Source organism: Alteromonas gilva, assembly GCF_028595265.1.
Classification (GTDB): Bacteria; Pseudomonadota; Gammaproteobacteria; order Enterobacterales; family Alteromonadaceae; genus Alteromonas; species Alteromonas gilva.
Map to the genome: position 1 here is coordinate 48,450 of NZ_JAQQXP010000004.1, position 13,553 is coordinate 62,002.

The following is a 13,553-nucleotide window of genomic DNA, read 5'->3' on the forward strand; positions in this document are numbered from 1 at the left end:
AGTCAGCAATATAATTCCGGTAATTATATATTTGGGCTATTTCTATATGCGTTATTCATTACTTCTATTGGCGTTGTTGCCACTCTTGAGCTCTGGCGAGCCAGAGTCAAAAAACTTCTACTCTGACAGAGAGCGCGGTTGGTTTTGGTTTGAAGTCGAACCTGAGCCGACTGAGGAAGATGAGGCTATTCCAGAGTCTAGCACTCAGTCGAATAAGTCTGTGAAAAGTGAACCCAAGAACATCACGTTGGATATTGAGTGGTTGAGAAACAATATCGACCGACTGCGTGACACCGCCATTGAAACGCCTTCAAAGGAAAACCTAGCATCATTCGCATATGCCCAGCGACTAATGCTGGATTACTCCACGCGCTTTTCTACAAAGATGATGGAGTTTATTGAAACTGAACCTGCACTCGATGAGAACCAGCGCCGGCCAACCACTACTGTCGGCCTATCGATGTTCCGTGATCAGACAAAAAGGGGAATCAGCGAAGCGCTTACCGCAGTGATACAAAATGCTCACATCTGGTTTTTCTATCGTTCTGATTGCGGATTTTGTCACAAACAGCTACCAATCCTTCAAGAGTTACAACATCGACATGGTGTGAAAATCCTTGCAGTTTCTATGGATGGTAAACAGATTCCCGGCATGGAAGGCTTTCAACACGTCAATGACTACGGGTTGAAAGTATCCAAACGCCTGAAGGTAGTGGCTACTCCCACCATGTTCTTGGTTGGTAACAACAAAGAGTTTTTCTATCCATTGACGCGAGGCCTTGAGGCGCTTCCGAAGATTGAAGACAGATTAATTCTTGCAGCCCGTGAAACGAAGCTTATTGATGAGCAGCAATATGCTAAAGCTCAATCTGTACGTGAAATCAACGTCTTCGAAAACAAGAAAGGCAACATCGTTGTAGATAAAGAACAACTTGAAAAGGACCCCGGGTATCTAGCCGATGTCCTGCGTGCAAAGCTACTTGGCCAAACCTCCCCTCTAAATGAATCTGAATAAAGAGAAATAGACATGAAAAGTATTAATCGTTTTATTGTGGCTGGTATTTGTGCTTTCTCAATGAGCGCTGTTGCTGCAGATATGCAGGAGCTGTTTGACTCATATTCTCAGGGGGCGACGGGTACTTATAACACATCAAACGGCCGGTATTTCTATGGCGGCTCATTTACTGGCAGAGTAAAACAAACTGACGTGGACTTTCTTAGGTTCTCCCCACCTTCAGTTGGAGGTGGCTGTAGCGGAATAGATATTTTTGCAGGATCTTTTGGCATGGTGTCTGGCGATGAGCTGGTGCAGGTAGCCCGTGGTGTTGCGCAAGGTGCCGCCCCTTATTTTTTCAACATAGCGTTGAATTCAATTTGTCCAGCATGCGCAGCAGTATCCAAAGACATTTCCAACACCATCGAGAAGATGAATAAGTTTGGTAAAAACGCTTGTGAAAACGCATGGGGGGCGTTAGACGAAACCACTGGGTTTTCAAATGCGATTGGTGACATGGCTAACTCAGCCGGTCTTGGGAAGGATGCTTACAAGGGTAACATTAGCTCCTGGTTTGATGGTTTATTAGATGAAGAAGATGGTGGCAGTAAAGTGTCTGACAGCACCAGGCAGGAAATCTTTGACCAGAACCTTGTTGCATTAGCAATAAGCGCTTCTTATTCAAACTTTACTCTTCCAAATCTTGGATATAACGACACCCGTTCAACGGTCGAATTCATTCAATCAGTTTTCGGAACAGTAATTCACAAGGCGTTAGTAGGCGGCTCTTGTACTGCGAATGAAGCAGCTGGAAAGGATTGTGTAGAATCAACGCCAATTGAGCCTTCATTGTCTCTTGATACCTTGTTGTATGGCATTCAGCCAGGCACAACCGAAGGAAGTATGTTCAGGGAGTGTGGGGCTGGCAGTAACTATGTTGAGGCTTGTCTTGATATACGCGCTGAGTCGAATCTACCTGGTAGTTTCGAAGGCCTTTATGAAAAATATAAAAGGATTATGTTAGGTGATGCCAGTGGCCCCACAGAAGACGGGGTTATTGGTAAGTTAAGGCGAAAGGAAGACCTTACTGCAGAACAAGAAAAGTTAACCCTGTTGGCCGATCAAAACTACTTGAAAATCGCCAAAGATGTGAAGGGCATGGCAGCAAACGAAGTTGCGGATATGGTTATTCTAAAAATGGCACATCAGCAAATTGAAGATGTTGCGCTTGATATCCTGACCAAAATGAAACTAACTGCTGTTACTGAAAGCAACTATTACGATGGTAAGTTGGTTGATGCGGCCTATATGAACAAATTGGCAGGGGAGTTCAGAGCGCAAATTGAGCATCTTCGCCAGAAAGTGAATGAAGATATCAATAGCAAAGTCAAAGTTACCAGCGCATTGGCTTCGTATATGGCACTCAACAAAGAATAGTGGAACAGGTCAGTTATGTTAGTAGATGTATCTCGATTAGTAGCAGAGATCGACAGGCAGATTAATAAGCGTATAGCTCAAAGCGCTCAGTCTGAAAGGCAAGGCAAAAAAAGGAAAGCTTCGACTTTGAAGATTCAAGCAAACACCCTTTCAGCCGTAAGGGTTGCCCTTGAAAAGAACTGCAGAGAAACAAGCTCTAAAAGATTTTAGTTATGCTTGGTCCAATTGGTTGCGCGATTTGCGACTCATGTAAAAATTTGCGCGTACTAATTGGAGAGATCAAATGAAATATTTATTGTTGTTTTTGTTTATTGCATCGTCAGCAGTTGCAGCCAGCACTCAAGTAACGGTTGAAGTTGCTGTCAATGGTCAACCAGATGATTTGGTTCGTCAGTTCGCTCGTGTTAAGGCTCAGCGTGAAGGTATTGTGCGTTTGCCGGTGCTGATCACAGGAGTCGAAAGGCTGGTAAATGGGCAATTCAGTGAAGAAGTGAAAGCAGCTTCAGTCGCTCATGTAATTGTTAACCCTGTCAATGAACAATGGGACCGAGCCAACAACAAATACACTCTCACAGCTGAAGTTGAATTGGATAGTGAGAAAACGCTAGCAGTTATGGCACTGGTTAAGGGGTCTGCCAACGCTAAGGACAACCTCAAAAAAGCCTATGCGGTAATTGACAGGCTTTCACAATTAGATGGAACAACTGCATCCGACTACCTGAAAGCAAAGGAAGCAATTAATTCGATCACCTCTCACACGGTTGTACGGTCTACCATAGAAAGCTCTCTAAAGGCTCGACAAAAGTATGTTGAAGAAGCCTTTGAGCTTTATGAGGCCATGTATGTACTGCCAGTTCTCAGAAATAACACTGTGCTAAACATTACCGAGGTTGACGAGTCCAAGGTGTATTACACATACACAATCACTCAAAATTTCAACAAAGAAGGTCTAAATACTTACTGGTCGAAAAATGATGTCTTAAAGAGGGCCTGGAAAAAACAGCGGATCGGACTTTGCTTGACCGGCAAAGCTGGAACTACTTATGTTACGTCTGAATTGGCTAATACATGGAATAGGGACATTGTGAACAAGGGGTATTTATACCACAACGGCAATGACGATACTGTGGCCAACTTTCAGGATTATGTGAAATGGGTTGTCTGCGACAAGATTATGAAAGGTTAGCTGTATAAGGTAGCCCTGTACAAGTACTTTGTATCCAAAAGCCTCTCTCTTGCGGGCCTTGTTTGTCCAAACTCTGTGGAGGTGTAACCTTCACAGACAGAGATGCGGGACCTAGCTTTCTTACTTCTTTGTGGACTCAACTAACGTCAGATAAAAATTTGCTTTTGCAGTAACTGGTTTGAATTATAAGAATCTAGGCTATACGGATTTAGACTTTTATAAATAGATGTGGCCAAATCTGTTACTTCACGATGCAATATTTTCAATGCTTCAACTTTATCTTCAGAATCAAATACCTTCCTACTGCCATCAGGTACTTCGAGTAAATTACGCAGTGCAGCAAGATCTACCAGCAATGAAAGATGTGCTCTTAGTTTTTCCACAAGAGCTAGTGAAAGGTAGGATGGGCAAGTTAGCTGCTCGCCCATATCGTATCCAATTGCGGTGACGTCGTAGCTTGTTAAGCTTTTGGCAATCCGCTTTTTGTAGTCGGGCATGTCAGCTATTAGATTTTTCATCAGACGAATGACTTTCTTGAGATTACCTGAATACAATAAATCTTTATCGTTGACTCGTTTGATATGAAGAAACGGTTGATTGCCAATGAGCTTATGTTCGCCCTTATGATATATATTAACACCTTTATGATGTTTTTCTCCTGTTAGCTGATAATCATGGCTGTGGTACCAGCAAGCAGGGACAATATCCACTTTACGTTTTAGGCTGCCACCGCTAATAGCTATTGATTTGTTGCCAGTGCAATCCACATTGGCTTGATAGTATCTGGATGTCAGTTTGACTTCTGACTGTTGACGAAGCTCTTTTATGATCTCAACCATCGGTCGATTATCTTTTGGTGTTGAATATTGAGTAGCGTCTATTTTTGGATTTTGCACCGTTACGATATCAGATTTCAATACAAGCATATCAACATCTGAATGACCTTCGATGTGGATGTCCAAAGCAACTGAGCCTTGAATTTCTTTTTCTGCACTAATACCTGAAGTACTTAGCATATTGAGCAGCGTAGTGGCAACTCGTTCGCCTTCGTCAATGGATATCTGAGTTGATCGACAATCGACAGCAGCCATCGCACCAATTGCGTATTTTATCGGAGCACTCTCGGACAACTCTTCGTAGCGTTCTTTGGTTCGAACATCGATTGAATCAAAGATTGATAGATTATTCTCAATTAACGCCCTTTCTCTCGACCCTTGACGTCTATCTTTTAAACTTTTTAGCCTATTATCGAAACTAATCAATTGGCACTCCTCGTGAGTTCCATTTTTCCAAATGTCCTTCTGCCGTTACTATTAAAGTAAGCTGCAGTTCCAGACTCCAATCGCTTGTCGATCAACAGTTCGCAATATCCTCTGTGTGAATTAAGTTCGTGTGATTGCTCTAAGTTGGGGTTGTTGCTATAGCTATAGCTTAAACGCCATCCGGCTTCACTACCATTGGCTTTAGCTAATGTTGCAGTGTAACTTTCACTGGTACTGCTTTTTGTTTTTAAGCATATAACTATCTTTTCCCAATTTTGTTCGATATCAATTTCAGCATTCCACTGATATTTAATCTCCCCCTCCTCAGTCAATGTAGTTCCTGCGACTTTCCACAACCCGTTAAGGTTTGGTATTTTGAAAAAAGGAATTTTCCAAGCAAATTTATTAAACAACCAGTGCAAGCCGAAATAGACAATACCAGTGGTAATAGCAACTCCTGTTACTGCCTGAAATCCAGTTAAATCGTTCACCAAAGATATCAGGCTAGATATTGCGCCGGTTAGGATTACTGATGCGATTCCCAACCAACGACCAATGGAAGCTCTATTGTGTCCAAATACAGCATAATCGTGCATAAGCGCCTCTTTCTGTTGTTTGTCTGATATTTGTTCAGTGAGGCTGGTTTTCAATAGCTGGGACAAAAATTTGTTACCAATCCGCCCGGACAGACCTCAGGCCCGTGCCTACAAGACATTTAAAGAGGCTCATTGATTAGAGGGGCAACCGGCAGAGTGCTCGATGATTGAAATAAGATGTTTTTCTTCAACTCTTAACTTTTAAGTTCACTACAAGTAAACACTCATCCAGGTAGCCCTCGCCTTTCGAATAATCCCAACTACAGCCATAAGTAGGTCTTTACCGAGAGGTAGGCCTTTACCGAGAGGTAGGCCTTTTTTTGTCACTTAAAATTTAATCACTTTCCTCTCGCCACAAAACAACAGCCACATTAAATAACCATACCCAAGTTGTAGCGTCTTTATTTATATAGGCAATAAGCCTCATTTGTTTGCATGCCCCCACTAGGGGCCCGATTTACTGCATTATTCCCCATTTAAAATGGTCGCCCTATTGCCACTCTCTGACTATGTAAACTCTTCTCAATGTAAGCAAATTTCCCCTGTAACTATATGACTTAATTGTTGTTTTTATGTGCGGTTTGTGGCATGCTGTCATGGCTGTTTTGTTGTCACTCAATTTAATTAAGGGTGACCTTTATGAAATCAATCTTACTCTCTATTTTTGCACTTGTTTTTAGCTTAAATGCTCATGCTTGGTGTAAAAGTAACAGTGCTGATGTAATCACTGTTAATCAAGAACATTACGTTCTGTTCACTTTCTACGGCTGCGATAAATCCGAAAGCTTGGAAAAGTACAGTCGCGATGTATTTGTCTCAATTTCAGCCCCTGACTTTGTGCTGTTGCTTGAAAATACCGCCAGAACAGGTGAAGCCCAGGCTATTGTTGAAAATGCATTGCGAGCACGTAAAGGTGTGGTAGCGCATTTGCGCGATGAAAAAGAGGGCTCCTATCCTTCAAGTTCAGTGCATTATTCTGCTTACAAAATCACTGAGCGCCAAGCTAAAAAATTGGTAGAAATCGCTGCTGGTGGTGTGTACACAATTTCTAGCGGTACTCGATTCTATAAAGATTAGTAAAGTGTCAGCAGACTGCCCCAATCTATAAGGTCTGCTGACGCCCTTCCTCTCAAACCATCCTTATAATTCTACCCAATCTTTAATATTGGGTAGTTGTTTCGATGAATGAAGTAGAAATTTTAGTTCATGGCAATCATGAATTCATCTTTCAGGCCATAAACGGTATTGCCAGGCTTACAACTAACGATGGTACGTTAGTTGGGATATCTGCCACAGTACTCGTGCTGTATTTAGCCTGGGGTTTCTTTAAGCAAATGATGGACGAAAATGCCCCTTATCCCCTCAAGGAATTTGCATTAGGTATCATCATGTGGACCTTTCTAGCTTCTCCGATTACTCCTAAATTTGATGTTAAAGTTATTTCAGCTCAAGATCCTGGATTGTTTGGTGTTGTTGATGATGTTCCCTTGCTTGCGGCGCTTCCCGCATGGCTAGCAACAAGTGCATTGTCTTCGTTGAGAGAAGTGGTAGAAGATACGTTTATGCCAGTCGTATATTCGGGTGGTAGTGGTGAAATTGACCCGTTATCGGCACTTGTCAAAATGTACAATTCGCCTCCACCAAGTCGCATCATATATGGCTCAACTGCATCCGAAGGTTATGACCTTCAAAAAACAATGAATAACTACATTAAAGACTGCTACATAGCTGATCATGAATTAGATGGCAGAGAGCCCGAGTCTCCGATTGTTAAAATGCGTAATACTGAGTTAACGGAGGATTTTATAGATGCTATCCGAGTAAGTTACAATGGGCTTCCAACAGATATTTACTTGGATGAAAATGGAAGCTCATTTGGCACTAGGGTTTCATGCCCAGATGCGTTTAACGCAATAAAGTTAACTTTACAGAGCGCAACTACTCAAAATTTACTCGAAGACTATTTCGAAGACAAAGGTGTTCGTCAAGCTGCTGTAAGAGATTCGATTGCTTTAATTCAGGGAAGTTTTGGTTCTGGTGTTACATCCTATGACCTACAGATTGGATTACTCCAATCGTACTTAGTCAGGGATGGCCTAGTTGGTACTTCCTATGAAACAGAAGTTGATGCCATGGTTTTCCAGGCAATGCGGTCAAGAGTCTATGAAAAAGCCGGCGAAAGAGAAGTATTTTCACAAATCTCTACACCGGTCATCACAGCGCTAGAATCATTGACGTTTTTTATCTACCCGCTTTATGCCGTGTTGATAGTTCTTGGTGGAATGGGTGTTAAACATATCGGTAAATACATGACCCTGCTGCTTTTTATTAACCTATGGGGTTTCGTCAAAGTTTTCGTCGATTTTTATACCGCAATATCAGTTGAACAGGCATTTGAGGCATCTGCAACATTCAGCCCACTCTCGTTTGATGCATTACCTTCCACCATACTTGAAGTCGAGGGTTATTTAGCCACGGCAAGCATGCTGACAACTACCATACCAATGATCTGTATGTTCTTGCTATTTGGTGGTGTGCATTCATTGATGGGAACAATGAAAGGAATGACGCAAGCAAAAGTAGATGGAAATATGGGAGCACCTACGGTTGCAACAAGTATGAATGCAGGTACTAGAACCTTTGCTGATGCAACGCAACAAATGACTTCAACAACCGGAGGATATAGCGTAGGGCATTCGAACCTAACTAACAGTGGTTTAGGGACTGAAACGCTGTCTTCTGTTGGCAGTACAGCCAGCAGTGCAACTACTACTGCAGCGGCTTCACAAGTGCAAACAAACGCCCAAAACTTCGAAGAATCATTTGCTAAGCAGGTTAATACAGGTAAAGACGTTCAGGCTATTAACCAAGAGTCATCGGCTCAAGAAATAGCAAACTCAAGTATCGATCAAAGGGTCAAGGGGCTCTCAGAGGCTCTAAAAAAGGAGTTTGGAATGTCATCGACGGATGCAACTAAAACAGCTATTCGCTTGGGCGGGGAGATGGGTATAGGTGTACCAAAAGCTGCCGAATTTCTTACCCCTCTGTCTGGTAAGGTATCAGTATCAGCCGGAAATGAAACAGGGACTACTTTCGAGGAAAAGTGGGCAGATATGAAATCTTTTGCCACGAATTGGCAGAGTTCAATCACATCAAAATTTGAAGGTTCTGAAAAAGATAGTCTCATGGAACAATATTCAAATACCCAAAGATTCTCTAATAGCGAATCAAACTCCGAGCTTGAAAAGCAAGCTAGGGCTCTGCAGACCTCAATAAACCGTCAAGCTGCTATTCAGGACGTAGTTAGCGATAGTAGTGGGTTTACATCTACACAAAATATCCAATGGAATAAAGCCAGCAGTAATGAAAATCTGCAAACAGATGACTATTGGAATATGAAGGTGCCAAACGGTTCGGGTGAAACATATGGAGATATGTTGAAAGATACGCTTGGCGTTCAGAGTGCCACGGAGTTTAGGGCGCTCGGAGAGCAGGCTGATGGCGGTAATTTTAGGGGTGATTATGGATCCGACGCTGGCGCATTTCAAACGGCAATTAAGAAGCTTTTGGCTAATGATGGAGGCGAAGACTTAGGCCGGCAGCAAACAGATTTAGCGCTTGCAGCCTCAATGTATCAATTTGTCGGCAGTAAAATGTCTGGTGAAGACGATAATGGCTTTAACTTGGCTGCAAACTCGCTAAACGAAAGGGCAGCCAAAATAGGCGATATTGCAACTGAGAACGAAAACCTAAAATCCTTAACTGATACTAAGGTGCCCTTCGAGAAGATGCGGCAAGTTGATACAACGCCACTTGAAAATACTACAAGCGGCAAGCCCGTTGACGAAATAGTAAGTAACATGCAGGCTAACGCATCAGAAGAAACCGGTAGGGATGTCGAGGGTAATGTTGCATCAACAGGTGCTGAAATTACTAGCGGCTTGAAAGACGCAGAAAAATACGCCGCGTACACACCAGTTGGTGCTGCTAGAGATCTTGCTGGTAAGGTAATTGACAATATGAATGATGGCGTTAACAAGATCAAGCAAATCGTTGCTGATGAAGAACAACCAGCTGAATATCCAGCCAGGATAAACCTCCCTGACTTTAAAACACCTGGTATTAACTCTAATGATTGGCTTTCGGTTATTCCTAATCAGCCTGATACAGTGAGTCAATCACCTAACGTTCCAACCCAGGCTTTTCCATTAGCAGAAAGTCCTGCTCCAATTAATTTAGCATCTGATGGTCTTCAACGGATTAACTTATCGTCAGAACTACCTACCGGAGTTGATTTGCCAACAGACTCACTTACTCGACCTAATTCACAATTTTTCGGAGAAGGAAGCACCACTGCACCAGCAGAGGGCGCCGGCATTCAACAAAACCCTGGTGTAACTGCATCTCCCTCCGAAGATGTCTCAGAGGGTGCTGGGCCTGATATCTCTCCAGAGATAGCAGAAGGAGCCGGCATTCAACAGAATTCTGGTGTAACTGCATTGCCATCTCAGACCAACTTGGAAAATACCATTGCTAAAACGGGACAAGAACAATTATTTGGGATAGAGGCTGCACAGGAGTCGGCAAGAACATCAGTAACCCAGGATGAAAATGGATACGCTCGCCTTGAAAAAGATCCATACGGAAATTTTACGGCATCTGATGGCAGTTCATACGAACCGGTAGGTGATATAGTAAGTGCGGAGGGTGAGTATATTGGTGAAGGCTACAGAGATTCAGTTGGTAATTATTATGCTTATCAGTACGGCCAATTTGTTGACATGGGTATGGATGATCCGACTAAGAACAGTTTTTGATGCAACCGTAAATAAAGTATCCGGCGCGGATAACAGACCAAAAAGGCCTTCCATTTAATTTGGAGGGCCTTATAAAAATCGGTCATCAAACATAGATGAGTGTTTGCGCATGTGGTAAGTAGTTTCTTCATCCAAACCACATTCTTCATCTTTGCTGGTTCCTGTATTTCTATATGATGTACGATAAGGCTTGTTTTTGTATTTCTTTCTCAAAATGAAATACATGGCGATAACAACAGCTTCACCGGCAAACAATGCTGATAAGGTTACATCACTTCCTAATGCAGCCAATATAACAACTGGCATTAACACTAAAGCTAATAATAAATTCAACATAGCGGTCTCTTAGTACTCCACAATTAACTACAATGATAAAGCATTACGGGAAACACGCTACCGTTTGAACAGGCTTGTTGTTATTTATCCAGGTATTCTTTGTCTCTGGGGTCTATTAGGAAATCATCCCAGGAAATGAACTCACCTTCGTACACTCTTTGTGGCCATGCTGGAATGTTATTTGGTCTATTACCTTCTCGGCTGAACTTCACCCACTCATAGGACGTTTTCAGGCCAAAGGTTCTCGCCATTTCCCTAGCTTCTTCGAACGGCATGAAATTACTGTGAGAGCATAGTAGGGTATCCCACCCCTCAAATTCTTCACCATAAAACACTTCAATATTGGACGGCACATGCTGTCCAAACATCCCGGCTTTCAATGCACTCTTGAATTCTGTTTGAGTACGAATGCCCAATTTTCTAATCGTGCCTTTCAATTGCGTATATGAAGGCACTTCATTAGCCGGCATACCGTGTTCTTCGAAATAACGCCGCCCGTCTTCGATGAACTGCTTCCAACCGGAGTATTCACTGTAGTATTCACCCGGGCGTTGAGGGATCTCTGGAGGGCGCTCCGCGTTTTTGTTTAACGCTTGAAGGTCTTTGATTTTCCTCACTCCCATTGAGTAAAGAAGGGATGCAGCTTCATGGTAGGGAAGCTTCGGTACGGACCTGGTATTTACTTTTTTATCGCTCATTCAATCTTCTTAATACGTAAGATTTCAGAGGTAGATATTCATCTACTGCTCATTGTATGTGTTTATTACAGCACTTTAGGTCCGTTAAAGCCTTCCACAGACATGCCATTTTGGCCATGTCTAAACGATAGCAAGGAAGTCTGTTGGTGATACTATTTTAAAATCTAAATTCGGAAGAGAAATTATGGAACTAGCATTTGCATCTGATACACAGTTGAAGTCTTCTGCGTTTCTTGGCGCTTTGTTTTTGGAAAATCTTACTGCCATACAGCAAATTTCTTCGCATTCTGGGAATTATGATCTCCCTGAATTGTGTGGGTACTTCTACCGCTGCAACGAAAGGAATGAGCTTGTATTTGCACAAAACACATCAAATGTAGAGTCAGATTTAGCTCTGCCTCTGGATCTACTCCGAATTCACTTACAAATTAAAAACAAAAAATCCTTGCTCAATTCAAGTATAGCAGATAGTGAGAGTTTATTAGTGGATTTATCGAATCAGGCCTTTAAACAGCTGTATATCTTTTCTAACAATGTAGAGTTTCTAAGCCTCGTGGAGAAGAGTGCTTCAGAACAACTAGAGTTTAATGAGATGGTTGGCAATATGCGCAGCTTTGTTAAATCGAAAACACCGGCAGTGCATTAAAATGAGCATCGCCTACAAATATCGATTTGATTATTACCTGCTGCTCTCGCATCCCATTTACTTGGCTTTTTCATATCTTGCCGGGGCCGTGTTGTTCGGGTATGCCCTTTTAACCACTTACCATGCAATCGGTTATAGTGGTCTACCTACGATTTGGTTGCTTATACCCGCTTTGGCTTTGCCGGTGGCGCCGTTCTTCAGACGTTCGCTCAATGTTGATGAGAAAGGCGGCTTAACTTACATCCGCCAGGATCTCTGGAAGAAGAAAATTCTTCCCGTTGACTCAATCTCGATTCACCAAGAAAAAAAATATGGTGCACTCGAGCTTCACCATGAAGGTGGAACCAGCGTCACGGATATCGTCCTGTTAATGGACGCAATTGAAAATGAGCGGTCGTTGATTGCAAGGGTTCAATCAGCAATGGCAGAAAATGGTCAGTAGGCATTGATTTTTACGGATGTGTATAGACATGCGCTGTATTTGTGCCCGGCTATACTCATCACCGATATAAGAGCGTTTTTTGAGGAATTTATTTATGCGGAAATCTGAGCGAGCTTTCCAATTTGCGCATCAACCCATTGTTAAGGTCAATTCTGGCTCTGTAGTGGCCCATGAGCTACTTTTGCGTGAATATGAAGGTAAGGACACTGAAGCGTTTCTAAATGACTCAAATTTGTTCTTAGAGCATCTTGTGGGACTTGCTGAATCCAAAGCGCTGACATTGAAAGCACTGATGATGAATGGCGGTGTAAAAACGTTGTTTGTTAACTTCACCCCTGATCAGATATCAAGTCAACTGTTTGTCCGTGCTTTGAATACTTTCTATGAGAATGGAATTGCCCCCTCGACGGTTGCCATCGAAGTAACGGAGCACATAGATCCTTCCGATAAAGAGCGATTTTACAATCATCTGGGTTATGCCAGACGTAACGGTCACCCTATTGTGGTTGACGACTTTGGCTGCGGCATTTCCAACTTTCAGCATGTGACCACAATAAGGCCTTCCATTGTAAAAACGGATAAAGAGCTAATTCAGAGCGCAGCGCGTGATCCGTGGCATAAGAAAGCCCTTAAGGCCTTGGTGCGATACATCCATGACATGGAAGCACGGGTTATCATCGAAGGCGTCGAAACCGAAGAGCAATTTAACGTGGCTCAGTTTTGTGACGCTGACTTTGCACAAGGCTATTACTTTGCTAAGCCTGAACTGAGCAAAATAGATTGCCCCAACATCATCGACATGATGCAGGCGAGGCAGTTTAAGTTGGCTGTAGTGAACTCCGACAATATTTGAAAGGCCGGTGGCCAATCGGCAATTAAATTACCGGAGAGGATAAAATGACAAATGTAGTAAAAGTATGTGAGTGGCGTGTTGGTTGTACGATATTCACGGAGTGGTCTGACGGTTCAATAAGTGCTTTTTCTAAGTCAAACACATAGGTGCTGAGCCAAGAATGAAAATTTTAGTGAATCATACAATGTCCAACATCCATGGATTATGTTGCTAATCAATGTATAAAAATTGAGATATTGGTAATCACACTAGTCCAGTTTAATCGTGATTTTAAGTCAATGATTCG

Annotated in this window: 12 protein-coding genes; 8 read left to right on the top strand and 4 right to left on the bottom strand. The window is 42.5% G+C overall.

Features of this window, described 5'->3' with window-relative positions:
* Positions 1-46: 46 nt before the first annotated feature.
* From traF to OIK42_RS19080, 3 genes are all read left to right on the top strand, one after another.
* Positions 47-1,015 carry a conjugal transfer protein TraF gene (gene traF, locus OIK42_RS19070; RefSeq protein WP_273642749.1) on the top strand — a complete coding sequence of 323 codons (969 nt, stop codon included), beginning with the start codon at positions 47-49 and terminating at the stop codon, positions 1,013-1,015.
* Between the two features lie 12 nt (positions 1,016-1,027).
* Positions 1,028-2,431 (top strand): conjugal transfer protein TraH, encoded by a 1,404-nt coding sequence (locus tag OIK42_RS19075; protein WP_273642750.1) that lies wholly within the window; start codon positions 1,028-1,030, stop codon positions 2,429-2,431.
* A gap of 283 nt (positions 2,432-2,714) precedes the next feature.
* A complete protein-coding gene (locus OIK42_RS19080) occupies positions 2,715-3,617 on the top strand; it encodes a hypothetical protein (RefSeq protein ID WP_273642751.1) in 903 nt (300 codons plus the stop codon).
* A gap of 146 nt (positions 3,618-3,763) precedes the next feature.
* On the opposite strand, the gene OIK42_RS19085 is transcribed toward OIK42_RS19080, so the two are convergent.
* Both OIK42_RS19085 and OIK42_RS19090 read right to left on the bottom strand, forming a co-directional pair.
* Complete coding sequence (locus OIK42_RS19085) at positions 3,764-4,879, bottom strand: nucleotidyltransferase family protein (protein WP_273642752.1); 1,116 nt, start codon at positions 4,877-4,879, stop codon at positions 3,764-3,766.
* Complete coding sequence (locus OIK42_RS19090) at positions 4,876-5,475, bottom strand: Cap15 family cyclic dinucleotide receptor domain-containing protein (protein WP_273642753.1); 600 nt, start codon at positions 5,473-5,475, stop codon at positions 4,876-4,878. The genes OIK42_RS19085 and OIK42_RS19090 overlap by 4 nt, the downstream gene beginning before the upstream one ends.
* A 639-nt stretch (positions 5,476-6,114) precedes the next feature.
* On the opposite strand from OIK42_RS19090, the gene OIK42_RS19095 reads away from it, so the two are divergent.
* Both OIK42_RS19095 and OIK42_RS19100 read left to right on the top strand, forming a co-directional pair.
* Entirely contained in the window at positions 6,115-6,552 is a 438-nt protein-coding gene (locus tag OIK42_RS19095; RefSeq protein ID WP_273642755.1) for a hypothetical protein, read from the top strand.
* A gap of 104 nt (positions 6,553-6,656) precedes the next feature.
* On the top strand, positions 6,657-10,292 hold the full coding sequence (locus OIK42_RS19100; RefSeq protein ID WP_273642756.1) for a conjugal transfer protein TraG N-terminal domain-containing protein: 3,636 nt from the start codon (positions 6,657-6,659) through the stop codon (positions 10,290-10,292).
* A gap of 69 nt (positions 10,293-10,361) precedes the next feature.
* Here the strand turns inward: OIK42_RS19100 and OIK42_RS19105 are convergent, their stop codons facing one another.
* Complete coding sequence (locus OIK42_RS19105; protein WP_273642757.1) at positions 10,362-10,628, bottom strand: hypothetical protein; 267 nt, start codon at positions 10,626-10,628, stop codon at positions 10,362-10,364.
* Between the two features lie 80 nt (positions 10,629-10,708).
* Positions 10,709-11,326 carry a hypothetical protein gene (locus OIK42_RS19110; protein ID WP_273642759.1) on the bottom strand — a complete coding sequence of 206 codons (618 nt, stop codon included), beginning with the start codon at positions 11,324-11,326 and terminating at the stop codon, positions 10,709-10,711.
* A 184-nt stretch (positions 11,327-11,510) separates the two neighbouring features.
* Here OIK42_RS19110 and OIK42_RS19115 point away from each other — a divergent pair, with 184 nt between their 5' ends.
* The 3 genes from OIK42_RS19115 to OIK42_RS19125 all read left to right on the top strand — a co-directional run bounded on the left by OIK42_RS19115 (position 11,511) and on the right by OIK42_RS19125 (position 13,267).
* On the top strand, positions 11,511-11,972 hold the full coding sequence (locus tag OIK42_RS19115; RefSeq protein WP_273642761.1) for a hypothetical protein: 462 nt from the start codon (positions 11,511-11,513) through the stop codon (positions 11,970-11,972).
* Position 11,973: 1 nt separating this feature from the next.
* Positions 11,974-12,414: a hypothetical protein gene (locus tag OIK42_RS19120; protein ID WP_273642762.1), complete on the top strand. Its 441-nt coding sequence runs from the start codon at positions 11,974-11,976 to the stop codon at positions 12,412-12,414.
* A 94-nt stretch (positions 12,415-12,508) separates the two neighbouring features.
* Complete coding sequence (locus OIK42_RS19125; RefSeq protein ID WP_273642764.1) at positions 12,509-13,267, top strand: EAL domain-containing protein; 759 nt, start codon at positions 12,509-12,511, stop codon at positions 13,265-13,267.
* Positions 13,268-13,553: the final 286 nt, after the last annotated feature.

Excerpts from the sequence above, each read along its gene's own strand:
- traF (WP_273642749.1), top strand. The coding sequence starts at position 47 with ATGCGTTATTCATTACTTCTATTGGCGTTGTTGCCACTCTTGAGCTCT.
- OIK42_RS19075 (WP_273642750.1), top strand. The coding sequence starts at position 1,028 with ATGAAAAGTATTAATCGTTTTATTGTGGCTGGTATTTGTGCTTTCTCA.
- OIK42_RS19080 (WP_273642751.1), top strand. The coding sequence starts at position 2,715 with ATGAAATATTTATTGTTGTTTTTGTTTATTGCATCGTCAGCAGTTGCA.
- OIK42_RS19090 (WP_273642753.1), bottom strand. The coding sequence starts at position 5,475 with ATGCACGATTATGCTGTATTTGGACACAATAGAGCTTCCATTGGTCGT.
- OIK42_RS19095 (WP_273642755.1), top strand. The coding sequence starts at position 6,115 with ATGAAATCAATCTTACTCTCTATTTTTGCACTTGTTTTTAGCTTAAAT.
- OIK42_RS19100 (WP_273642756.1), top strand. The coding sequence starts at position 6,657 with ATGAATGAAGTAGAAATTTTAGTTCATGGCAATCATGAATTCATCTTT.
- OIK42_RS19105 (WP_273642757.1), bottom strand. The coding sequence starts at position 10,628 with ATGTTGAATTTATTATTAGCTTTAGTGTTAATGCCAGTTGTTATATTG.
- OIK42_RS19110 (WP_273642759.1), bottom strand. The coding sequence starts at position 11,326 with ATGAGCGATAAAAAAGTAAATACCAGGTCCGTACCGAAGCTTCCCTAC.
- OIK42_RS19115 (WP_273642761.1), top strand. The coding sequence starts at position 11,511 with ATGGAACTAGCATTTGCATCTGATACACAGTTGAAGTCTTCTGCGTTT.
- OIK42_RS19120 (WP_273642762.1), top strand. The coding sequence starts at position 11,974 with ATGAGCATCGCCTACAAATATCGATTTGATTATTACCTGCTGCTCTCG.
- OIK42_RS19125 (WP_273642764.1), top strand. The coding sequence starts at position 12,509 with ATGCGGAAATCTGAGCGAGCTTTCCAATTTGCGCATCAACCCATTGTT.